The following is a 24,676-nucleotide window of genomic DNA, read 5'->3' on the forward strand; positions in this document are numbered from 1 at the left end:
TTAATTAGAATAGAGTTGGAGGTAAGAGTTAGTCAGCGTACGGGGATAGTATGTAGAGCGGCTTATGTAGTAGCGCCCTCCGCCTGTATTGAATCGAACAGTAGTGATTCCCGTTGGCACAGCGCCTGTAGAACCTGTGCCGGTTATACTGGAGCCATTGAAAGACGTCCTGTAATTGTTAGCTTGATAGCTCAGGGTAAAATTCAAGTTACCTGTACCCACCCCGCTTTGAGTATTGCTAGAACTAGTACCACTACCCGCACTAAAGCCAAACATCAGTATAGTATTCGAGGGATTTCGCTGAATCACCATGCGATTAGTACCATTACTGTTGTCGTCGACAGACAATATGCGGAGGTCAACGTTTGGCGTATCTGTCGTGTTCCGTTGTACGAATGTACCTTGATTGGGGTTGTACCATCCAGCAGTAGGTATAGACATTAGATCAGGTGAGCGAGTTACACTACCCCCCAGCGTATATATCCAACTGGTTGGAAACGCCCCCGCCTCCAACTGCATACAATCTATGTCATAGTAGCTGGCGCCATCCCCATCGTAGACAACTTCGCCGTACGTGTTGAGGGTCGCGGTCGCTGAATTGGACAGATTGATACCCAATTGATGTGTCGTTCCTGCCGAAGTGTAGGTCGCCGTAACCGATACACGCCACCAGCCACCGCCCCAGTCGACGACATTGGTAGTCATGGTAGGTACGTCGCCTGAACCTGTTACCGCTGTCTGGGTAATTACCCCTGTTGTCATATCGAAGATCACAGACGCATAGCTCATGATCGTGTTTCGATTCACCCGTATATTGGCGTAGCGCCTGGTCCCAGCTTTAACCAGAACTGAACCAGTGACTGTTGATATAGAAGCGGTCGTAGCAGTTTGGTAGACCGTATGAGAGGCCGATGACATGGCGTTCTCAATTAGTCTGTAGCTCCCAAGACCTGCCCGCTTTGAGGCGGCACCGGCACTGGTGATTCCTGCGTTAAGTTGCGTCCATGCACCGTTAGAAGGATCGCCAGAGTAGTTGAGGTAGTTGGTACGCGATTCTTCGATCAGGATGCCCCGGTTGACTGTCGTTGTACGCGTGCCCTGTACGGTAGCGGTTGTTGTAGCTACGTACGGGAATAAGCCAGAGCCTTCCCATAGCTGCATACCCCAGTAATAAACGCCTGACGTGCCATCGCCAAGAACAGGAGAAGTATTACTACCACAGATGTATGAAATCGTTATCTGTGTTTCTGAATTAGAATAGATGCGGGCCGAACAGCGATACCAGCCATTGCCGACGGATGTAATCGTAGCGTAGGGCACCATTCCAGTGGTGCCGCCCGTAATTGTACCTGTCGACAAATCAAAGCCAACCGAACCAAAAGAAGGAACGAAGTTGGTCCGATCGAATAAAATCGTTACGGAGTTTACACCTGCTGCTTTCGCATAAAATACGGTAGTGTAATAGGTTGACGCATTACCGCTAAAGGTCCTGATGATTGTATGCCTAGTCGTTGTCGCCGTTCTAGCTACAAGGTCAGCGGTCGTTTGTCCATCAGGTGCAATTGCGACGTTTGGCGTGACAGTTACCTCCGTTTTTGACCACGCCGCATTGCTCAAATCCTCACTCTGAGTCCATAGGTTTTGCCCTGTGTACGCGTAACTGGCCGGGTCTGACTCGAACCTGGGTACGTTGTTGGCAACCGTCTCAATCTGACCTTGATTGTTAACTCGTGTTCCGTTTGCGCCAGTGTACGCAACGCGCGGGTCTAACGTACCTGTTGTAAAATCGAGGTTCAGGTTCGGCGCATACTGGCTCTGTTGTGCGCGAAAAAACGCTGACTGCTGCCCCAGGCAACTAGCCGAGAGCAGTAGGAGAAAGAGTAACTTTTTCATCTAGCGGAAGTCGTTGGTCAGGATGGCATTGTAGTTGGTGCCGTCGTAGAAAAAGGTCACGATATCAACACCATTCGCTGTAGTGGTCAGTGTAGGCACCACACCGCCTGGCCACTTTGTATTAGCTGGCCATGTAGTGATCGTACGAGAACCTGTTGCGTCCTGAATGATTTTTAACGTATAAAAAGAGCCTGCAACCGGATTGGCAATGGCAAGGGTTCTACCTGTTGCCCCAATCGTCCATATGGCATTACCGCCTGAATTGGCATCCAGCGTTGTGGTAGCCGCATCGGTCAGTGTTTGTACAACAGTAGCTATAGTGTTGACCCTAGCTGATCCATTGACTTGAAGGTTGGTAACGCCGTCGTCTGTGATCTTATTTATTATCCAGCGCGGTACTGACGTAGTAAATACATTGTTTAAGTTACCGGCTCCATTAAGCACATCATTTCCAAGTGCGATGACATTACTTATTGTTCCAGTCTGATTTCTACCAGCACTAGCACCGATTAGAACGTTATTGCTTGCACTTGTAACACTTGAATTAAAACCAGCAGCATGACCAAGAAAGACGTTGTTTCCACCACTAGTAAGATATTGTCCTGCACTAGTGCCCATTGCTATATTGCTATTAGCAGTCGTAGTTACTGTTAATGCTCCTACACCTATACCAATATTAGCTGTGCCTGTTAATGTACGGTTTAAAGCTCCTCCTAATGATACATTGTTAGTACCATACATATAAAGTGCCGCAACACCACCGATTCTAAACTGACCATTACCAGAAGCATCACTAGCAGCTACATTTACATTGGCAGATGAATAAATACTCCCTGTAACTTGTAATCTATCTGTAGTATTATCAGTGTACGTACCACCGTTTTGCAGGATTAGGTTGCCAGTAGTGGGAGCAAATAGCCCCATCTTATTTGCCGTTAGAGCAAAATAAAATCCTAAGCCTTGACTTGTAGTATTGGTTGAAATACGCATTTCACCAGCACCACTTGTAGTAGAAAGAATATCACTACCACCTAATCGTATACCGTTAAAATAACTGTTACCCGCAGCAACATATAATGACCATAAGTTGCCAGCACTAACATTCGTACCGGGAACAGGTGGGCCAGCTATGTACTGATTAATAAGGTTCGTGTAAGTAACACCTGTATTGGTAGCAGTAAATGTTGGTATTCCTAGTCCATGACTAACTATAGTTGCAACAGTACCAGAAGCAGCAGTCGAAGCATCATTATTAGTATAAGCAACAAATCTTCCTTGTGCGCCAGTTGAACTTATAGTTCCACCGCCAATATTTGTGTTACCTGTAGCTTGGAATACACTTGCTTGTAATGTACTTCCACTTATTGTATTAGATGATGTAAAAGCACCTGTAGCATTCATAGAACCATCACTAGCAATGGTTAACCTATCAGCTACGCCACCTGTACCAAAACTTAATGAGCCACTACCACCAAAAGCATTAACAGAAAGTTTAGCTCCTTCTGTGGTACTTGTTGTATAACCAATGTTTCCAACAGTAGCACCATCACCACCTCTTGCAAAATTAATTGTACCTGCGGCAGTACTACTACCAAATACTGTATTCCTATTCGGAATTGTTACATCACCACCTAAGTAGGTTTTACCAGCATTATATAATCCCCAACTGCGTGTAATTGTCTGATTTGTACCAGCTATAGGGTCGCCAGCTATATATACAGTAGTTGCGTTAGTGGTTGTAACACCTGTATTTGTAGCTGATAAAGTAGGCTGTCCAAAGTAATGTCCAGAAGCTAAAGCTGCTGTACCGTTTTGTGCAGTAGTAATATCTGTTCCTGTATAACTAGGAATAGATAGCTTGCTGCCCAATGAACCAGTATAACTAACGGATACATTGTCAAGTGCTATTGATCTGGCAGAAAAAATATTATTGGTAGATATTCCACCATTAATAACCCATCCACTACCGACACTTTTTACTAGACTACCATCACCAAGATTAAGTGTGCCTGTTGTACCATTACCTACTGTCAGCGCACCTGTAAACGTACCATTGCCAGCCACACCAAACGAGGTGACTCCGCTGATCGTACCACCGTTAATAACTGGATTCGTCAACGTCTTACTCAACAGCGTCTGCGCTCCATTCAGCGTTACGTAGTTACTTAGGTCCTGATCACCTGTGTTCGTGCCAGTAATATTAGCCAGCTTCGTAGCTTCCGTCGTTGAGAATAAACGATAACCGTTTACGCGACGAACGAAGATGCCGACGGTATCACTGATATTGAGTTTCAGTGCCCAGCCGGTTCCGGTCGGTGTGCCATTGATGATCGGATCAGTCAGCTGCTTATTGAGCAGGTTCTGAGCGCCGTTGGTCGTAACCACCGTGTTAGGGAAACGAGCAACATCGAACGTACCTGACGTTACCTGGCTGGCGTTGATCGGCCCTGTTGAGGTGGCTGGTGCTGAACGGGTTAATTCCTGACCCATCGCCAGACCAGGCAGCAGAAAGAGGAATAAAAGCGCGCGCGTGATTGTGTTCATGATTACTGTTGTAGGATTTTCACAACGCGTACGGTGGACGCAGTACCGTTGACAGTGATAGATGGGTAAGGGGTCAGCTTTCCACTAGTCGGATCGGTTCGGGCCAAGAACCGGCGCTGATCACCCGTGGCCAGACTATAGGTTACCCCCGCATAGGTCATGCTGGCCGTGCCGGTACCGACGTTCTCAATCAGCAAATCGATCACGCTGGTGGTCGTAATGGTGGCCGAGGTGGTGTAATCGACGATCAGGGGCTGAACCGTGCCGAAGGTGGCAGTCGTTGAGGTGCTTACCGTGCTGGAGCCGGTCGAGGGGATCGTGGCCAGGTACGTATTGATGGCCGACGTTACCGTATTGCCATAGGCCACACCCGCCGCGTTGAGCAGCTGATCAGGGCGGTAGTAGACCGAGGCCGAACCCACCGCCACTTCGATCACATTGCGGAAACTACGGATAGAGACCTGCGAGGTTGGGTAGGAGGTTGGTGCTGCCCCGAGGGAATCGGCAATGACCACCTGGTCATTGACCCGGTAGAGCCTGACGGCTTTTGGTTGAACCGGCTGGGCGAAGCTGGTTAAGCCAGCAAGCATACAGAGTAAAAATAGGTACGTTCTCATTGTTAGGAGAGATTGGGGTTGGTGAAAGCCTTAGAAGCCGGGGCTGGGGTTGTTCGATTGGTTATACAGCACCTGATTGGTGGAGCCTCCGCTGAAATTCAGGTACGTGGCCTCGTAGAAATCTCCGTCTCCGTTGGTCCGTTTCTCCTGGAAGTGGCGGAGGTAGAAAAGCCGGTTGTTGGACGATCCGTTATCCAGTACGATGGTACAGCGCCCACCTGTCTGGTCATTGGGAATGCCTTCGTTGCCCATATAGCCATCCGTGAATACGTTGCTATTTGCATTATTGAAGTAATGCAGGGCTTCCTTGGTGGCGACGCCGATGAATTCACACTTCCTGAATTCGTTGCCCGAGGTGCGGACTAGTGTGTTGCCCTGGTTAGACTTGAACGTCACGTCGTAGAAACTGTGGCTTCCGCCTTCGGTGAGGTTATACCCCCGCCCGGTGCAACGCACGTAGCCCCCCGACACCTTGACACGCTTGGGGCCAAAGGCGGCACCGTGGTTGCCATCGGTAAATGAGTATCCTGCAAAATTTGCGGTATAGCCTGTCTCGTAATCTGCCTTGCAGTCGGTGAACTCCACGTCACTGGTACCCACCGCTTCGAAGGCGGCGAAATAAGGATTCGTTACCTGACAGCGAATCACCTTGTTGTTTCGCCCGGCCCCATCGGCGGAAAAAAACATACCCCCATCGGTGGCTACGCCTGGTGATTTGACGCCTGCGGCTCCCAGGTTTCTAGCCCGGCAGTCAATGACAACGATGTTGCTGTACCGTGGCGTGGCATCCGTATCAAATACCTCTTGGTTGTGCACCTCGAAGAAGAACCGCTTCACGTTTTCACCCACACAGTTGCGAACCGTCACGTTGGTACGGGTACCGTACCCTCCCCATCCGACGCAGACCAGTGCGATCGCATTCTGATGAATATTCGGGGTTGTGAAATAGCAGTCCTGAATCGTCAGCCCATCGATGGATGGACACACCCCTCCCCGCGCTGCCACTAGCCCGTAACCACCCCCATCGCCCGAACTGGCAGGCAGGAGGCAGTTGAAGCGGAAACCGTGAATAGTGACGTTGGAGAGCGTACCTCGCAGATCCAGCATGATGCCCTGCTCACCGTTGTTCCAGCTGGTCAGGGTCACGTCCATGTCGAAGGCTATAATCTGAAGCTTGGCCTTATTGTTGACCACGAGCGTCTGATTGATGCTCAGACTGGAGCCGCCCACGTAGAGGACCGGCTTGGTACAGTTAGCAATGGCCGCATTCAGCTCAGCGGCCGTCGTGGGGAAGATGACGTCGAAAAACGGATTGGAAGAGCCTCCACTACCCGCAGGCCCGGCTGGCCCTTGCGGCCCGGTATCGCCTTTATCCCCTTTAGGGCCTACGGAAATCGGAAAATCTTTCAGAGTGGAGCCTGTAACCAGTCGGTATTTGGGCGTACCGTTGACCTCGACAATTTTGTCGACCTTGATGGTCTGGGCCGGGGCAGTGAGGGCCAGTAAGGCCAGTAGAAGGAACGTAAGCTGTTTCATGTTAGGATTGAAAAATTAGGACGTTGGGCTTTTCAACATCTAAGAATAAGCGACAGAATTGAATGTTTTATGGACTTCATTATGAAGTCCTTCTAGCCCCAAAGATATTCAAAATCAGCTTGATTCGTAGGCCGATTCTAACCGCCGTGAACGCATTAAGTGAAGCAGATCAATTCAAGATAAAGCGGGTATAAGCCAGGTAAATAAGAGAAAGACACTTACCGGCTAGTCAATTCGTGAAATAAGTATAGGAAGAGTGACTTGTAAGGTGGTTATTTGCTAGAAGCACACCTTAAGTTCTTAGCCTTATGCCCTCAGAAATTGGAAAGTATAGTTTTGGCCAAAAGCTTAAAGAGCTTGATCTAGTTTCTTATATTGATTCTTTAAGGGACTATAAAGAGAAATTGCCCGGTGCTATCAAACTCGAAAGTGGAATTCCAATTTTTATAGATACGAATGTATTGTTGCGATATTATGAGACTTCATTCTTTAAGAGAAGAAGTTTATTTGATTTTTTTGAGACGAATAAGGAATCTATCATATTAACAAATCAAGTTCAAAAAGAATTTGTCAAAAATAGAGAAAACGTTATTGAAGGATTTTTTAACGAGACCTTGAAAAGTTTAGGTAAGTCTTATAAAGAATCGATAGCAAATTCTATACAACAATATTACAATAAAAATAAAAAGCTTTTCGATGATCTTCCAAAATTTGACAAGAAGATTCAGAAATTACAAGATGATGCTGATAAGTTACAAGATACTTTAGAAAAAGAGATAAATAGTTTAAACGATAAAATTGATTCTGCTAAGAATAATGACAGGCTTCTGTCGTTAACTCGAGAAATGCAGCTTTTAGATCCGCTTCCCGAATCCGACATAACTTTCTTAAAAACGGAATTTGATAACCTTAAAAAAAATATTGATCCTAATAATATTAAGAATGAAGCAACAAGACCACAAGTAGCTTTCCCCGGTTTAGGTGACATAACAAAGAAGCCGAAAAATCCATATGGCGATTATTTGTTGTTTCATGAAATGGTGTTGTGCATAAGGGCGAATGATAAAGATGCCATCTTTTTGACTTATGATTCTACTAAGAATGATTGGTTAAAAGAAGACAAAGAGCCCCATAGTCATTATGTACAAATAGTCTTTTTGGCAACAGGTCACAACCTATTTATAATTGACGCAGAGAGATTCTTTGATAGTTATTTGAAAGAGCATTTTAATTCTCTTATTGTAAAAAAAGAATATTATTCTCAGCAATCAAATGAAGAGGTAGATTTTATATATGAATTTATTGGTTTTGAAAGGTATGCAAGATCAATTGGTGAATTTATTGGTATGGATAATTTTGGTACTGTTCCACTTATAATACTTATAGGTGCGTTTATTGAAAGAGGTTTTTTATCACAGCAATTCATGATAGAATACAAAACTCTTGCGCATTTCAGGAATTTATTTTTACACTCAAATGACAGAGTAATGATTGATTCAATGTCCCATGAACATATTTTAGAGCTTTTGGAAAGATTAAGGGCAGCAGTTGATATGCTTGAACATATATATAAAAATATATAAATAATTTGTGTGGAATGTATGAGACAAACCATAGAGCGAAAAATCGCTAAACTAACTATAACCTTCACGTTGTCGGCTGACAGTCCTTTGCAGGAATTTTTCGAATTTAATGAGTTCTCACTTGATCCTTCTTTATTAAAGAGTAGCCCAAGTAGCTTAACCCATCTCACAGTTAAAGGATATGTCGATTTTACGGGAAAGGACGAAGGTGATTATATCGCCTTAAAAGAAGGAGCATATAGTTACTTGGTTCTAAAAGCAGTTTATGAGATCGAAATTACTTTAAGTAAAAATGCCGTTGAGCGAATGGCTTCAACTAAGCAGGACTATCCACCCCCGCCTATACCCACGCAAGATTTTACTAAGCTAAAAGAGTATAATTTACAGCTTTGTGATGGGATAATTAAATATTTATCCTGGCGTAAGGGCTATAAGCTTGACAGCGATTACAAGTCTAGAATTGTGAAGCAGTGGGAGTGGAAGGTCAATGAGTTCTATGGTGATAACCATATTGAACCGCACTGGATGATGGGCGATCTCTTACGAGTAAAGCCAGAAGAGTTTAGTCTGATCACGGTTGATGACTTCAATGATTTTTACCGCATACAAAACACGGGTAGAGCAATACCCTTACATCACGAGTTACTGGCAGAAGCCCACAGTTTATTGTATACTGATAAGGCTAGAAGTAGTTACATCATGATGTATTCATCCATTGAGGTAGCCACGAAGTCACTAATCACGCATAAGAAACCTGAAACGGTCTATTTGATTGACAACATCCAGTCGCCTGAACTAAAAAAGTTGTACGATCAATACATAAATAAAGAGATCATACTTGATATGGTTTCTAAAGAAGAGTTGGTCACTATTCACGACATGACTACTACTCGAAATAAAATTGCGCATACTGGATTAGAATTGAACCCAGACGTTTTGCGGCGACATTACGATTTTGCAAAAATCTTGATTGATAGAATAGATAGTGCAATGGGATATACGTGGGCTTTAAAAATACCAAGCAAGTCAGTTTAGAATAATAGTCACATTAATCCTGTAAATGGTTTTTATTATAAAGCTTTTAAGGTTGACTTAATTAACTAGCTTGCTTACATTTTGTATGCTTCTCTTTCCATTTCCGAATAAAGAATAACTTCTCCGGTTCGATAGAGATGCAGCATATTGTTAGAAACCAAACTATTACAAATTCAGCTAAAATGGCTTGTCTAGTTATCGTATCATTGGGATAAATGTCTGAATAATTGTTGGCAAAAAGCGAAATCACTGTAAAGTAGAGGATGTCCCGATAATTCCACTCAGGCTCTTTAAGTAGTAAAAGGTGGCGTTTGTTTAACGAGATACTTCTTCTTGTTTTAAGCTGTTCCTCTTGGAAGCTGTATAGCTTAGTAAGGTCTTCCCCTCTCACTAGGACATCGTTACTAAGAAGGTCAAATTGACTTCTTATAATATGACCATAGTAAGCGTTTATCCATCTACTGACAATCATTTTATTCTTATTGTACATAAAGTTCTCATTTTCAATAGAATTGTTTCTATAAGAAACAAAAGACATTGATAATTTCTTGTTTTGATAATGCAGACTCAACTCGCTAGACATTAGTCCTTGACGCCTAAGGGTAATTAGATTCACTAAGGTTAGTCCGTTAGGCAGTACGTAAAACGAGTTAAATTTTACATCACTATAATAGGTATGGTTACTACTAACAGAGTATGGTATTATTATTTTACTCTTAAGAGTATCCCTAATCGTTTTAAAAGACTGAGTAATCTCCTTTTTTAAATGCCAACCATTGTTTTTATACGTTGCGATTCTATTTAATAGTACGGTGGGTAAGTTTTTGTTGATTGAATCTATTTTCTGTGAAGTTTTTGATTCTTTTAAAGAGTCCTCGTTGATGAGAGCAATATATAAAGAGCTATCTTGCCTTATCTTGGCTTTAGTTACATCTGGGTTAATTATAAAATGTGGGTTCTGCTTATTTGAATTATTTGCATCTTGATTTAATAAGTGTTGATAAAATAGTGAAAAAGTTAATATTGTTAAAAGATATGTTAGAAATATAAAAAAGACGAACCTATTCTTGGTAGAAAAACACCAATATAAATATTTGAAAAATCTCATTTTGTTGATTTTAATTTAACTTTTTTTCATTAAACCAGTTTTCTAGGTACTATCTGAAAACACAGAAGTGAATCTAATCATTTTATGTTTGGCAAAAAAATCAATCAGATGAGTTTTAGGAGCGGATTGTCTTAGTGCGACATATACATAACTAACCCTTCATTATACACTATTTTGAAGCAGATAAGTAATTCATAGTAGGTCGATAGAGTATTAAGCTGACTTAAAAGTTAATAAATAAAATAACTTTTTTTAAAAAATACAATTTTTAAGTGCGCTAAAATATCCCTGATTTTTGTTTTTTGCTTCGACAAAAACAGATACGGGGTTTTTTATACGCTGTAGTTTATTTTTCTCTTTAACAGAAGAGAAACTTTTGTAAACCCAAGCAGCAGTAGTAGCGGAGGCCACTGCCAAAGAAATAATAGATGCAGTCCCTTGTGCAATTATAGGGGCAGCAGCTACCGCGCTAGTTACAGCCCAATAGTGTCTGTCTATACTTGCCTGTCTCTCTATTTCCTTCCATTCTGCCTCTGCTTTTCTAACTTCGTCTACAAATCCTTCTTGGATAAATTTTATTTTGGTCTCACTCATTTTATCAACATCCATTCCCCCCAATTCAGTGTAAATCTTTTTTAATTGTTGTCTAACTCCTGATAGTCTTTCTTCTTGTCTGATACGCAGGGCAAAGTTTGTATCAACGCTATCTAGAAAGCTTAATGGCACTTCGGAGTACAAATGATTTGCTTTTGTCCAAAAATCATTAAGTCCCGCCTTTCTAATCTGAAACCAATGCTCTTCTGCAGGCGTATATATATTGCCTTGGGTTAATTCGCTAATTAATAATATAGATTCCAAAGGGCCACCGCCGCCCCTTATTGTATTTATAGTCTCTGAGTTTTTAAATGATATAGGCAGTTTTTTATAAAGTGGATTTGTTATTTCTTTTACGTTTAAAATCTCAACGGCCAATGTTTCAGCTTCATCCACTGTGAAAATAGGCGTATTCATTGCAAGTAATAGTTCAATGATCTGTTCTTTGCTCTTATTTTTCATTCCAGTAGCGAACTGCTCTGCCATATAACCAGTTGACCTTCTCAATGTCAGCTCAGCAAACTCAGGAAGATCGTATAAGGCGGATACGCGTTTTATAGCTTCTGCATCTATCTTTTTTCTTATATCAAAGTCGTACTCATAGGGATTTACTATCAATTTAACAATACCAGCTTTGACCCATTTATGCAGCACTATGTAAAAATATAATGCTTCTAGAAAATCTGGTAACCATAGTTTAGGATTCCGTCCAGGATTTAAATTAGAATTTGTTATAGCAGGGTTTTGAAGAGGGTGGAAGACTATTATTTTATCGGAGTACAATGAAAAACGGACTACTTCATTTATTATACTATGCCCCTTTAAAGCTCCGTAATGTATACTTGAGAAAGAATCCTTACTTTTTTCTAGCTCTAAAGAATAATTGAATTTTCTAGGAAATAACTCGGCAAAAATCCTATAGATACGTTTTACCTTCCAAAGGGTAATATTTTTAGATACATCTTCCCAACGATGCGCCTTGCTGATTGAGAATAGCTCTTCTAAATGTTGATAAAGCAGTTCGTTTTGCTTGTCGAAATAATCCATGTGAAATTTAGTATTTTTACTGAATGCTTAAGTTTATATTTAAACAGGTAAATCGTAGTCTTAATTCAACCTGATGTGGTTGATTGATACTGAAATGATTCATTTAGAAGTGTATATCCCTATTATCGTTTAATCATGGCATTTTATAGTATCGTTCCATTCTGCTTTTAACCGTGGATATACCTCAATTATTCACTTAAGCATGAGAATTGCTACTTATTTGTAAGGCTAGTAACTTCTCCTCAGTCCTTAGCTATCTTCTATGCACGTAACAGGGGTAACAAGCAAGGCATGTAGTGTGTGTAATTGTAATTGATTATAACCAGTGTTTAATCGTAAGATTCTAACGCGTCGAAAATATAGATAACTTTACATGGATTTTAACTGTAAGCGAAGTGTCAGACATAAAGAAACGTATTGGTGAGCGAATTAAAGCTATAAGGATAGCAAAGGGACTGACGCAGGAAGAGGCTGGCAGTAAGCTGGGGCTAACTCAATCGACTTTTGCTAATTATGAAGCAGGGAGGCAGAATTTTAGTGTAGAGGTGTTAGAGAGAGTAGCTAAATCCCTTGACGTGGAACTAGTTGATTTGATTATGTAGCCCTTTTTTTGATCACGAACATTTGTAATATCAAATGTTTTCAATATATTTGTATATCATTTAGCCAACGGAAAAAGCGGTATAGTACCGGTAAGGTTGCCCCGCCAATTAACGGTAGACTGGCTAATTGATTAGACATAAAAAACCCCCAACGCTAGTTTCTTGGCAGATAGGAGCGAATGGGGGCCATGTATCACTTCAACCGCTAAGTTCAAATGAACACACGGCAAAACTACGCACAGGCTAAACCTGTTGCAACCCCTATTGTGTCAACGGCTGAATCTGCCGACACAATCAACCTCCCGCTCCTGGTCGTTCAGGCCGAAACAGTAAGCGGCAATCATATTCCCTCGGAGGTCGAACTAGTACAGGCGGCACTAGTACATTTTCGGGATTTTCTCGCCCAGGACGACACGGGACATCCTACCACAAAGGCCAATCTTGGTACGCTCAATGAGCTAATCAGGAACATTAGAAGTCTCTGTTTCGCCAAGCTGAGCGAGTTGTCAATTCTGGCTACCGAGTTAAACGAGCGTCGGGCATGAACCAGCCACAGCAACCAGCCAGCGACGTACAAGGTTCGTCAGCGGCTACGGAGCCGGTCACAAAACAGCCATTAGCTCGCAGCTCTTTCTCTCTTACCGTGGGCACCGGTAAAACAGGTGATGGATACGGAACATCCCAAGCAGAACTAATTGGATGGGCTATAACCGAATACAAGCGTAACCTATATCAGTATTTGGTCAGAGCAGTTAAGGATAGTGACGAAGAATCACTTATCGAAGCGGGGGTACTATTGGCGAGTCTTGATTTATGCGACGAAACGCTAATCGAATTAGTTATTGGGCTACAAAATGTGGCTATTGAAAACTTTGCCATTATTCAATCTTTAGGCAATACAGGCTACACGCCAACCCCCGAAGGGCACTATGAGCGGTATTACACGGATAAGGTAACTAAGCTCTTTACCCGGTAATGGATGCGCCCATTCAGCTTACTACCAATGAACAAGGTTCGTCGGTGGTGTCGGCTCGCGAGCTATACGAGTCGCTTGGCTACAATGATACGCTGTTTGCCCGCTGGTCGAAGAAGAACATTATTAATAACCCTTTTGCGCTGCAAGGCATTGACTGGCAACAACTAGTCATTAAGACGAATAGAGGCAACGGGGCGCAGGTAGAGATAACGGACTATGCCCTATCCACTGATTTTGCCGAACGGCTGTGCATGTTGGCCCGTACGGAGAAGGGGGAGGAGGTAAGGCGCTGGTTTCAGGCGATCAAGAATAAGGCTTTGCAAGCCCCGGCCTTGACCTCTACGGAAAACCTGTTACTTCAATTAGCCCAGCAACAAACCCAGCTTTTGACCAACCAGCAAAGCCAGTTGGCGCAATTGCGAGCCGATGTGCAGCAACTACAGGCCGGGGGCACGCCTGCCCGTTCCAGGTCAGCCCTACCCGGGGTTCGACCAGCCAGAAACGAGCCCCTTCGAAATGCCCCGCTTCGCGCTCAGGTCAACCAGCAGGTTAACGCCTACTGTGAACGCTTCGGCGCCCAACAGTCAGAGACCTATCGGTATCTCTACAACCGCTTGCAGACTGTTTACGGGCTGAACGTCTACATGCTGACCCGGCGAAGCGGCGAGAGCCTGTTGGATGCGGTCGAACGCTACGGGTATTTAGACCGGCTGTACGCGCTGATTATGGCTGAACTGGCATACACCGATTAACCCCTAGGAGCATGAACTTACTGAAAAACGACGAGTCGCTTAAGGGGCGGCTGTTGTACTGGAACAACGGTCGTCTGTACGGGGAGTGTGATCTGTACTCGCAAGTAGCGGGCGAGTCAATGGCTCCAGCTTACGAAACGGGGGGCTACCTGTTCTGTGATGTCACTACGGTTGAGGCATTGGAGCCGGGTAAAGCTTACATCTTCAGCGTGAAAACGCACCCCCATTACACCAATGTATTCAAACGATTTGACGGGATCATAGATGGTGTTATTCACGTCAGCGCCATCAACCCGGCCTACAATCCGTATGATCCTATCAGGCTAGGTGATTTGATTGAGGTGTCCGTACCGAAATGGCGGTTTGTTGAAGAGAGTTAGAGGTATAAGCAACAAGCACCAGCTACTAATCGGTGCTTGTTGCTTATACAATTTGGCATTTAATTATTCTGTGCTGCTAAATGGCTCAAACAAGTAAATGTAAGATTGGAGAATATCTTTAAGTGCTCGACTGGCTGACCAATGTTAAGTTAATAAGGAGGAATGAATGTTTTCATCTATTCATTCCTAGCCACTTTTCTTCTAGTCGAGCTAAGCGCTCAATTTGTTTATTTTTATTTGACACTAAAAATAAATCATTATTTATCCAGTTTCCGTTAACTGAGTTGATATTCACTTCGAGATAAGTGATAAATTTTGAGGTATAATAATCCGAAACAATTGAAACAAATCGTTTAGAAAATTCATGGTAGGATAAATTACCTGATGAAATAAGTAAGTCAGTTTTCGATATATCCCCCTCATAAAGATCATAAATAACTTCTTGTATATAGTAACGTTCATTACATCGATCATTATTAATTTTGTCAAAAATACTTCTGACATAAATAATTCTTTTCACAAAACCATAAACTAAAACAAAAAAGAAAATGATCGCAGTCGCTGTGATTATATAGATTAATATATCTATACTTTTATCTGACAGTAAAAAATTAATTAGTTTGTAGGCACCGAAGAATAAAGAAAGAGTAAAAATTACAAATAGAATATAAATTAAGGCTTTCAGCATAAGACTAAGTAAGTCATTTACTGTTACTTTAGTTTTAGGATAACTGAGAAACACATGAATAGAAAAAAGTGTTAAAGAAAAGAATAATAATGAAAAGTAAATCGGGGTATGCTTAATAGTGGCTGAAGAGTCCACAATTATTACTATTGAAGCAAGGGCAAGTATAGTCCGTAAGAAATTTTTTTGAATATTATATGTATATTTAAAGACTAAATAGGCAAATATTAAAATGAAAATATACCTAAGATATAATAAAGTATCTTCACCTTTGGACAATGCTATACTTATATAAGGATTAACAATGCACATAAACATAATTAACCAGAAATCGACTATATAAAATATATATGATTTTTTTACTCTCTTCATTGAAGGAGATAAACTTAAAGAAAATAACAAATCATTATCTACTTTATAATAAAAAGATATATCAAAACTTCTTAAGGCATCTCGCATATTAATATATAATTCATCACTTACCAATGTTAAGTTTCTGCAAGCTTTTGTTGAGTTTTCAATAAGCCAAGTATTGTTGGTTGACATAGCTTTCGCTGCGCCAGTATCGATGTCTTTTTCTGAAAGCAAGCCTAAACATTCCACGGCTAATTTTGCTGTCAGCATACTTTTATTGGGACTTATTTGAGCTAAAATATAGTTAGATAATTTGTCTTTAAAAGAATTTAATGGTTCTTTACGTACCCGAAAAGCATCGCGCAAGAACCGCATACAATGAATAGATTCTAAATTTTGTGGATCGTTATTAAGTTCTACAATATTCCAACAGTATTTTGCTATATATTCAACTTGATCCTCATTTGCAACTTGACAATACATTACAAGGGCATCTCTCCATTGAGAATCCTTTGGTATGTCTTCTAAACGCAAAGTGGAACCGCTATTCACTATACTTTTTACGACAAAGTATTCGCAAAAACGTCTATGTGAAAAACTAAACATACCAGTTTCTCGACTTTTTCTCCCAATTCTAGCGAACTGCAATACATCAAGCACACCATCAATAAGTAGTTTATATTTTAGCGGTAATCGTTCTTTGAGAAATGAAATTTTTACTTCTAATCCAACTTCAGTGAACATAAGGTTCGCAATATAGACTGAGGCCTCTTCGACTAATGGAATAGTCAAATTATGCTCTTTCATTACCTCACTAGAGCTATTCAAAGCACCCTCAAAATAACTTTCATATAAATTTACTATATTTTGCGGTAGTTTTCCTTGATTATCTTTGGCGTAGCTAGCAAGCAATGAAGCTGTAAATGGATTACTAGCTGCCGATAGTAAATCAAGTCGTTCTTTAAAAACTTGCTTTACTATTTCTTCACTATATCCCAAAGTTTTATAAAATGTAGAATTAATTTTTTCTTCAGAAAAGGGTCGGATCTCAAGGATTGTATTAGATTTAAACTCTTCGGTGGGTCGTCTGAATATTCTTGACGCCAAAATTCCTTGAGATTTTTGTTGTCTTGCTCCCTTTAAAAAGTCATGCATCACGCTTGATAGTTGCCTGATTAAAATTGAATTTTCTTCTTCTCCAAGTACTGATGGGATTTCATCAAAGGAGTCGAAAACAAAATATAACCTACCTTGCTCATACAACCTATCATAATATTTAGCAAAAAATTCACTAGTTACTGTATCGCGACGCTTTAAACTTGATAAGACAAAATCATTTAATTGATGAACTGCTGGTCTGCAATCTTTACTCCATTGCTGTTGCCATTCTTTTAAATTTATGTAGATTGGTATTTTCCCAGTTTTATTTACTTCTTTGGATAGGTCTTGACATAATTTTCTTAAAGCCACGCTCTTACCTGCGCCTGGATCGCCAATTACTAAAAATAATCTTTCTTGCTTGTTATATTTTATTGCTTTTAATAGATCAGTTATTTTTCTCGTTCTGTTATTGCCTTCTGTCCTTAATTCTACTTCTGCATCTAATGGAACAAAATTTAGTGTACTCCAATTAGTTTGTATATCAATATCTCTCAAATTGTAAGTAAGCGCTTCTGTAACTCTAGCTATACGATCTTTGAAATTTGGCTCAGGAATATCTTTATCTATATCGTTGCTATGTTTGCCCATAGCAGTTTTGTCTTCTATTAAATACAGAGTAGAAAATGTAATAACGAATAATATTATAAAGAGAGATGAAAAGAGGAAAACATTTTCTTCTGGCTTATTAGGAATCAAATTAAGAAGAGTATATGTTGTGTAAGTGAAAATGCACAACACAAGCGACAGAACCACTGCGAATACACATATTTTAGATGTAGTTACAAGTTTGCTCTTGATTTTACTTGAAATTGTAAGCAATATTGAAATTATAGAATTTAATATCACCGCAACAATAGCAGGTGCATCATGAAGATAAGTTTTCACAACTTGCCAGTCTAATTCAATCAGGTTATGCATTATTTTATATTTTAGAAATTTGAAAGGTTAATCAGTAAATGCTATTTATTCTTAATCAATTCAAAAAATAATCTGAACTAGTTTGCAGATGCAGAAAACAAATGGTTTATTAAAAAAAAGATTAATGTGACCTCTCTTAAGGCAAATATCTTACGAATTATTAGTTGATATTCGGGGAAAGATAAATATCATTATGTCAGATTTGATAATAACCTTTTAAACCAATTACCTATGTAAATTGTCTTTACACGTAGAGTTCGATCTGAATTAAAAGGAAATTTTAAACGTAAAGAGGATGAAAGTCCGCTTAATTAGCTTATTTAAGCGGACTTTCATCTTTGTTTTTCAAGCTCACGTAACCTAGCTCATTTATGGCCGCTTTAACCCTAAAATGGCTTCGGTAAAAAAAGCAAAAATTTCTAGACTTTTAGTCAATATATACTACTTCTCTGTAAGCGGAGGTAAATCTTTAATTAGCAACGTTCGTATGTAAGCCGCGAATGACAACCCCAATCTTTCAGCTTGCTCAGTTGCCCGCTCGTGAAGGGTAGGGGTCATTCGGATCAGGTATGCCTCTGTTTTCTCTTTCTCTTTAGCCATGATAACAAAGAAAATATATATCGCTATTATTTGCAAACGATATATAAACGATATATATTTGTTTAATGGATCAGACAAAGACATACCGCTACAAACTCAAACCCACCATTGCCCAAGAGCAGACGCTTGGGCAATGGTTAGGGGCGTGCCGGTATATCTACAACCTGACTTTATCCTATAAGAACACGCTGTGGGAGCATAACCGGGTATCCATTGGCAAGAATGAGATTCAGAAGGAACTAGCCGTTATAGCTAAAGAGTACCCGTGGCTTGAAGCAGTTTATTCCCAAACCCGGCAAGATGCAGTCGAACGGGTGTTCACCGCTTACGAAGGCTTTTTTAAGCAGGGGAACGGCTTTCCCAAGTTTGCCCGCAAAGGTCAATACCGATCATTTACCTTCAATCAGGGGGTTAAGATTACCCCTACCCATGTTCAGCTACCTAAGTTCGGGAAGGTTCGCTACTTCAACTCAATGGACTTCGTTGGCCGCATCAAACAGGCAATCGTTCGGGAATGTGCTGATGGGTGGTATTTGAGTCTGGTTGTCGAAACGAACATCGAACCACTACCAGTCACTACAAACCATATTGGCATTGACGTAGGTATCAAATCACTGTTGGTTACCTCTGCCGGGGAAGTCATTGAGAATCCCAAGCACCTCTACAAAGCCGAGCGTAAGCTAAAGCGACTTCAACGCTCAGTAAGCCGCAAAAAGAAAGGGAGCAACAACCGTAAAAAGGCGATTAAGAGACTAGCCTTAGCCCACTTAAAAGTAGCCAACACAAGGAAAGACTTTCAGCAGAAAGTTACCACAAAGCTGATTCGAGAAAACCAATCGATCAGCGTGGAACAGCTTCAAATCAAGAATATGTTAGCCAATCATCATTTTGCTAAGTCAATTAGTGATGCGGGATGGTATGGCCTGACACAGTTATTAGAATATAAGGCCAAGTGGTACGATAGAGCGTTTGAGAAAGTCAGCGCCCGTCATACCTCACAGGATTGTTCTGGGTGCGGCTATCGCAAAACGGACTTAACCCTTTCGGTTAGAGAGTGGGTTTGTCCATCTTGCGGGTCAGCACATAACCGGGATGTAAATGCGGCTATCAATATCAAAAAAAGGGCGGTAGGGCATACCGTCTCTCAGCTTGCGGAGTTGGACAGTAGTTCGACGTTGAAACAAGAATCCTCATTTTCATAAGCTGGGGAGTGTCAAGAGCCAATAAGCAGGGTGACGTCATCCGCCGTTTTGAGGTACACATTCGTTTTACTGTTTTCCGTGACGGTGACGAAAACCCCCTTCTGATTGGGCAGGAGGGGAGGCATCGCCGCCGCCTTGGCCGCCGCCTCGTTGGCGTAATCGGTCATGGGTTGTTTCGCTATCTGCTGCAGCATGGCCATCAGTCCGAAATCGGAAACCCCAAGTAGTAGAGCCATAAGTATGAGTTGGGTTTGGGCTTCACAATGAAGCCTTAAGTTTACAAAAAAATAGACTATTAAGCGTCACTGAGAGTGGTCGTGCCCGGTAAGGCTATACATTGGATGGGTTAATTTTTGCGTTCCAGGCATGAGGAAAACCGCCTTCCACGATGCCCAGGTCCTCTTTCACCCCGGCTACTTCGATGTACACCCGTTCCCGCTCGTGTGGACCTAGGTGAAAGTTGTGGTAGAAGATCCCGATTCGTCCGCGTACCAAGTCTTCTAATACATAGGCAATCCCCTTTTTGGCTTTGCCGCGCGTGAACCCATGTAATGCACCCGGCAACACCGTACAAAGGTCCGTCTCACCACCCGACTGTACGCGGGCATACTTGACGGTGATGTTCTGGCCTACCCAGCCCCGAGCCTTGCTAACCATGTAGCTGGCATCGTAGAGAATGTCCATGTCCGACACAGGAAAATTTGGAATGGGCATTGGGACACCGGGTGCATAATCATTGCCCGGGTTGGCGAAGGTGACCTGATTCGTTCCGAAATAGCCCTGCTCAACGCCTTCGTGGGTTGACCGGGGTGATACCACGCTGAAATCTTCACCATAGTGACTCGTCGATTCTTGACAGTACACGGTCTTCGTACCCAGAATCTCGGCAATGCAGGAGGCTAACCGTTCCGTTTGGGCGGCGGGGGTGAAGACCCGATCCTGAACATATCCCCCCGGAACCTTGCTGCGCAACTGAACGTGGGCATTGTCCACCTCGGCGTAGGTCGTCCAGGTGTAGCAGACAATTTTACGATCCAGCAGTTTTGCCCGTTTGGCCGCATCGTGGTAGTACGAGCCGTCGGGCTTTTTCTCGTTGGCAAACGCCCGTTGAGCGCCTTTCAGGATGTCGAGCCGACACGGGATACCGCCCACCACATCACCGGGCTCGGCCGTGCCTTCGTAATAATTTTGAAGGCACATATGGAAAAATTCTAATTCCCCCCGGTACTCGACCCCGAACGCCGTGAAGGGCGTGAACGTTTTTTTGTTTGAACCGCTCTTGGTGCGCATGAACTCCAGACAGGCTTCATCGGACATAAAGTCGTTGGAACCGCTGTCGATGATCATCGCATTGAAACGAATATCTGAGTTGTAGCCATCGAAGTAGAGCAGCCCGAATTGTTCGTGCAACAGCCCCAGTTGACGCTTTACCTCCATGGAGGCTTCATCCTGCTGAATGGCGTAAGCACCCAGCCCATTGGGTACCTCACCCATCTGGCTGCTACCCATGCCGTGCCCGCCGTCCGGGTTTACCCCATCATCGACCAGCGTCGTATAGGCTGGCCGGGCAAACGAGTTGAAGATTTTTACGGCCAGTTCCCGGCACTGCTCTTTGGTTAATTGCGCGACAACCTTGTTTTTGCTCTGGCAATAGGCATATACGATGTCGTATCGGATCGTGCCAGCCCGCTGATTAGGGGGCAATGCCGAGGCAACACCCGGATTCTCATCAACGTGAGACATGCCCGCCGTGATTAAGGCAAGACGTGGCCGGTTCTGTTTGACCGACAGCGCTAGCAGGGTATCGGGCGGACGTGGAACGACCAGACCCCGTGCGACGACAGTCTGGTTGTGCCCATACGCGATGCGTAGCGGCCAGATTCGCTTTATCTTGGTAAAAGCCATGTTATAATTCGTAGAACCAGGTTTGTGTTGCGTTTCGTACCGAGTTGGCTGACCAGCCCTGACGGCCGACATCGTTGGGTACCTCGTATTTTACCAGCTGGGTAACCATGCCATTGCGAACGAAGTACTGTCCCTGTGGCATCGTTGATATTTCCCAGCCCATGAACAGGTTGAGTTTGTAGCGAATTTTATTCCCAGCCGCCGGTTCGTAGTTGCTACTGGCATCCCAGACGTTACGTTCGCCATTAATCAACGCGCTGATCCGTGGGTCGAAGAAGCTTAGGTCGATCATCACATGACGGGGTGAGGGTTCGCCGTAAACCGGATCACTACCCATGTACTCATCAAGGGTCATGTTGCTGCTGTCAATAAGCCCGCCCCCGGTGGTGCCGGTCACCTGAACATTGCTGATCTGCGAGACCGGGTAGGTCACTGCGCCCGGATTGGCCCGAAGCCAGGCCTGACACTCGGCCCGGGTGGGAAGATCGGAAGGCACGAACCGTACATTCGAAGCGGTCAGGGCCGGGGTTGGATCGGTGGATTTGCCAATATAAAAGGCGTATCCTTGTACGTTTTCAAGAACCATAGTGTAATGCGTTAAAAGTCCTGAGTGATGTTGACACGAACTCGTTTGGTACCGTTCGCTGTGGCCGTATCAAACTCCGTGAATGGCTGTACGCTACCAGCTGCCCACGAGTCGCGGGCCAGTCGTTTGCCCGAGATCGTTATCGTGGCCTGATAGCTGTTGACCACAGGTACGTTCAGTGGCGTTTGGGCAAATACGCCCGTTAAGAGTTCGGTCAGCTTCGTTTTCGATGCGGCTACCACATCAGGCCCATTCCGAGGGTCGGCGGTGTAAAAGCTGAAGAGGTTGAAGTAATGCCCCCCTTCGCGGAAGAACGTAATGAGCTGGTTCTGCCGGTCGTTGTTGTTGCCCTGAGAGCAATCCATCTCCGTACCACAAAACCGGTTGGAGGCGTAATCGCGCATACTGAGAGCGATTGAACGCCTCAACGGTGAGGGGATATCGTCGTTTTGCTTCACCCCATCAGTTTGCAGCAGGTTCGCCAGTGCAATGGCACCCCGCTGCTCAGCCTGCGCATAGAGGGAGCCAAATTCGGCCACCGTTTTGATATTGGGACTTATCGCCTTGATCAACGCATGTTGACGGTTCTCAAACTCGACAATACTCAACTGCCGATGATTGAAGAAATCGAACTGCCACTGATTGAAAAACCCTTCTGTTGCCCCCATAGATGGGAAAGCCACCTCAGTAAAGTTGCTGTAATTAGTGCCCCAGGCTGAGTTCAGTGATGCTATCGGCGTAACGCCATCCTGCGCTGCTTTGGCCGTGTACTTTGTCTGCACACGCTGTTTAAACTTGGCCAGTGACGGAGCGGAGAAGTCGTATTTGGCAGGCAGCTGCTCCTGACTACCGACTGTGTTACGCGTGGTATATTCCGCTTCGAACTGCGTGCAGATGCTGGTCGCCGTAACTGCCACCAGGTCAGCATACCCCGCTTCTTTAACCTCGTTCAGCACGTCCGTTACGAACGTATCGAACCGCTGCTGCATGAGAGTTGACTCATAAGAGGCAATCCGGTTGCCACCTCCCCTTAAGAGATTGCCGCCCTGATCCCGCATTTGTTCCGAATCGGGAATAAATGGCTCCCCTGAACTTTGGGTGTTGTTATTCTCCGATCGTGACCCATCCACGTGGAGGAATACCCGCATACCCAGTTCGCGCATCAGGGCCAGGGCACTGAGCAGTAAGCGCCAGTCGTAGGTGCCAATAGCCGTACGTTCAACCCAGCCCTGAGCAACGTGGATGTAGGCGAAATTACAGCCCTCTGCTTTGCTGTGCCGTAGCATCTCCTCATCAAACGAGGCTATTTTCCCTGTGACAGGATCGGGATTCTGCAGGTACATCCGTAGACCGCCAGACCGAGTCCCTGATAGGTTGTGGTCGATGAATTGATCAGTGATGGGCCGTACATTGGTCACGGCCGATTTCAGATACTTCGTTACGCCTCCAGCCCGTACCCGGCCCAGTGTAGCCGCAATCGTTTCTGAGCCTCCCCGATCGACAAAGTAGACGTTACTGGCTGACAGGGAAGGTTCGGGCGTTCCATCCACCGCATCGAAGAATGGAAAACCCGTATGCGTTGTGCTGCCCACGTCGTAATTCAGCGCAGTAGTACCGATCGATTGTGGCCGGGCTACCTGCTGGTCCGGAATAGTAACCGTGAACGTGAGTGGCCCGGCAAACACCTGCGCCTGGTCCGTATTGTTGCCACCCGTGCCCGTTAGTGGTAACACGACCGGGCTGGTATTGGTCACGTCTTCCACCGTCCACGTGTAGACGTAGTTGATGAGGCGATTAGACTGCGCCCTGAATTTGAGCGTAATCACGTCGCCTACCTGAATGCCACCCTGCCCAGCCACAGCCCTGTCGAAGCGAATCCGTCCGTCGTAGCCCAGCCACGTGTCGGTAGCCAGGTTGAATTTGCCTGCGTTCCCCGCCAGAATGGTTCCGGTGATCAGTTCTCCGTTTTTGCTGGCCTGTATCTCGATCGGTTCGCTGAAGTTCACCAGCAGGTTGATGACGTCAAGCCCAACGGTGGCGTTGTAGGCCAGCCCTTCCAGCCCCGCCAGTGGCGTGGTGGTCGTCGTGCCCTGAATCGCTTCGAGGCCAACCAGCGTGGTGGCGCTGGTCATTGTCCACTCAGAAATAGCGATACCCAGCGAGTTTCTGGCCCGCGCCTTGTAGTAATAGATGGTGCCCTGAACCCGGCCGGTATCGCTGATGGCCGGGTCGTTGAGGCCAACCTGCGGCACGATCTGCCAGGGGGTGAAGGTGACGTTATCCGTCGACCGATGCACCTCGTAGCTGAAGGCCAGGGCAAACCGCTTCCAGCCGATGTTGATCTTCGACGCTGAAACGGCCGTAGCAATCAGGTTGACCAGCGGCCTGCCGGTGGGCAGGGCAATGACGTTTCTCAGCTGGCTGACGGTCAGCCGCGTGCCCAGGCCCAGTCGAACCCGCTCCAGCGCATCCTCTTCAGGCTCTCCCGGGTAGTCTTCCAGCACCACGAACACGCCCGGCGTGAGCACCGTGGCTGGTACGGGGGAGCCATCAACGCCCAGGTAAAATGCAAAACCTCTATTTGCCATATAGGTATGG

The 24,676-nt window shown here is 44.2% G+C and carries 19 protein-coding genes; 8 read left to right on the top strand and 11 right to left on the bottom strand.

Annotation, left to right across the window (positions count from 1 at the left end):
- From J2I46_RS01470 to J2I46_RS01485, 4 genes are read right to left on the bottom strand one after another with little or no spacing between them, the layout of a single operon-like run.
- A complete protein-coding gene (locus tag J2I46_RS01470) occupies window positions 1-1,893 on the bottom strand; it encodes a phage head spike fiber domain-containing protein (protein WP_207327148.1) in 1,893 nt (630 codons plus the stop codon).
- A complete protein-coding gene (locus tag J2I46_RS01475) occupies window positions 1,894-4,437 on the bottom strand; it encodes a beta strand repeat-containing protein (protein WP_207327149.1) in 2,544 nt (847 codons plus the stop codon).
- A gap of 2 nt (window positions 4,438-4,439) precedes the next feature.
- Window positions 4,440-5,054: a hypothetical protein gene (locus J2I46_RS01480; RefSeq protein ID WP_207327150.1), complete on the bottom strand. Its 615-nt coding sequence runs from the start codon at window positions 5,052-5,054 to the stop codon at window positions 4,440-4,442.
- Window positions 5,055-5,084: 30 nt separating this feature from the next.
- Window positions 5,085-6,590 (bottom strand): hypothetical protein, encoded by a 1,506-nt coding sequence (locus J2I46_RS01485; protein ID WP_207327151.1) that lies wholly within the window; start codon window positions 6,588-6,590, stop codon window positions 5,085-5,087.
- 308 nt (window positions 6,591-6,898) lie between these two features.
- Here J2I46_RS01485 and J2I46_RS01490 point away from each other — a divergent pair, with 308 nt between their 5' ends.
- Window positions 6,899-8,173, top strand: a complete 1,275-nt coding sequence (locus J2I46_RS01490) for a PIN-like domain-containing protein (RefSeq protein ID WP_207327152.1) — start codon at window positions 6,899-6,901, stop codon at window positions 8,171-8,173.
- An 18-nt stretch (window positions 8,174-8,191) separates the two neighbouring features.
- Entirely contained in the window at window positions 8,192-9,208 is a 1,017-nt protein-coding gene (locus tag J2I46_RS01495) for a hypothetical protein (RefSeq protein ID WP_207327153.1), read from the top strand.
- Between the two features lie 61 nt (window positions 9,209-9,269).
- Here the strand turns inward: J2I46_RS01495 and J2I46_RS01500 are convergent, their stop codons facing one another.
- Entirely contained in the window at window positions 9,270-10,316 is a 1,047-nt protein-coding gene (locus J2I46_RS01500; RefSeq protein WP_207327154.1) for a hypothetical protein, read from the bottom strand.
- A 252-nt stretch (window positions 10,317-10,568) separates the two neighbouring features.
- The gene (locus J2I46_RS01505) at window positions 10,569-11,957 is read right to left on the bottom strand and encodes a hypothetical protein (RefSeq protein ID WP_207327155.1); all 1,389 of its coding nucleotides are present in this window, start codon (window positions 11,955-11,957) and stop codon (window positions 10,569-10,571) included.
- A 395-nt stretch (window positions 11,958-12,352) separates the two neighbouring features.
- Here J2I46_RS01505 and J2I46_RS33430 point away from each other — a divergent pair, with 395 nt between their 5' ends.
- The 5 genes from J2I46_RS33430 (at window position 12,353) to J2I46_RS01530 (ending at window position 14,667) form a co-directional block, all read left to right on the top strand.
- Window positions 12,353-12,559, top strand: coding sequence for a helix-turn-helix domain-containing protein (locus J2I46_RS33430; protein WP_207327156.1), 207 nt, complete (start codon window positions 12,353-12,355; stop codon window positions 12,557-12,559).
- Window positions 12,560-12,774: 215 nt separating this feature from the next.
- Complete coding sequence (locus tag J2I46_RS01515; RefSeq protein ID WP_207327157.1) at window positions 12,775-13,104, top strand: hypothetical protein; 330 nt, start codon at window positions 12,775-12,777, stop codon at window positions 13,102-13,104.
- Window positions 13,101-13,535 (top strand): hypothetical protein, encoded by a 435-nt coding sequence (locus J2I46_RS01520; RefSeq protein ID WP_207327158.1) that lies wholly within the window; start codon window positions 13,101-13,103, stop codon window positions 13,533-13,535. Before J2I46_RS01515 ends, J2I46_RS01520 begins: the two co-directional genes overlap by 4 nt.
- Window positions 13,535-14,287, top strand: coding sequence for an antA/AntB antirepressor family protein (locus J2I46_RS01525; RefSeq protein ID WP_207327159.1), 753 nt, complete (start codon window positions 13,535-13,537; stop codon window positions 14,285-14,287). The genes J2I46_RS01520 and J2I46_RS01525 overlap by 1 nt, the downstream gene beginning before the upstream one ends.
- An 11-nt stretch (window positions 14,288-14,298) precedes the next feature.
- Window positions 14,299-14,667, top strand: coding sequence for a S24 family peptidase (locus J2I46_RS01530; protein WP_207327160.1), 369 nt, complete (start codon window positions 14,299-14,301; stop codon window positions 14,665-14,667).
- Between the two features lie 172 nt (window positions 14,668-14,839).
- Here the strand turns inward: J2I46_RS01530 and J2I46_RS01535 are convergent, their stop codons facing one another.
- Window positions 14,840-17,785: an NACHT domain-containing protein gene (locus J2I46_RS01535; protein WP_207327161.1), complete on the bottom strand. Its 2,946-nt coding sequence runs from the start codon at window positions 17,783-17,785 to the stop codon at window positions 14,840-14,842.
- A 665-nt stretch (window positions 17,786-18,450) separates the two neighbouring features.
- Here J2I46_RS01535 and J2I46_RS01540 point away from each other — a divergent pair.
- Complete coding sequence (locus J2I46_RS01540) at window positions 18,451-19,587, top strand: RNA-guided endonuclease InsQ/TnpB family protein (protein WP_207327162.1); 1,137 nt, start codon at window positions 18,451-18,453, stop codon at window positions 19,585-19,587.
- Window positions 19,588-19,598: 11 nt separating this feature from the next.
- Here the strand turns inward: J2I46_RS01540 and J2I46_RS01545 are convergent, their stop codons facing one another.
- The 4 genes from J2I46_RS01545 to J2I46_RS01560 form a co-directional block, all read right to left on the bottom strand.
- Complete coding sequence (locus J2I46_RS01545) at window positions 19,599-19,823, bottom strand: hypothetical protein (RefSeq protein WP_207327163.1); 225 nt, start codon at window positions 19,821-19,823, stop codon at window positions 19,599-19,601.
- A 94-nt stretch (window positions 19,824-19,917) separates the two neighbouring features.
- The gene (locus J2I46_RS01550; RefSeq protein ID WP_207327164.1) at window positions 19,918-21,492 is read right to left on the bottom strand and encodes a hypothetical protein; all 1,575 of its coding nucleotides are present in this window, start codon (window positions 21,490-21,492) and stop codon (window positions 19,918-19,920) included.
- 1 nt (window position 21,493) lies between these two features.
- On the bottom strand, window positions 21,494-22,078 hold the full coding sequence (locus J2I46_RS01555; RefSeq protein ID WP_207327165.1) for a hypothetical protein: 585 nt from the start codon (window positions 22,076-22,078) through the stop codon (window positions 21,494-21,496).
- An 11-nt stretch (window positions 22,079-22,089) separates the two neighbouring features.
- A complete protein-coding gene (locus J2I46_RS01560; protein ID WP_207327166.1) occupies window positions 22,090-24,666 on the bottom strand; it encodes a beta-galactosidase in 2,577 nt (858 codons plus the stop codon).
- Between the last annotated feature and the right edge of the window lie 10 nt (window positions 24,667-24,676).

It is taken from the genome of Fibrella forsythiae (genome assembly GCF_017353175.1).
Classification (GTDB): Bacteria; Bacteroidota; Bacteroidia; order Cytophagales; family Spirosomataceae; genus Fibrella; species Fibrella forsythiae.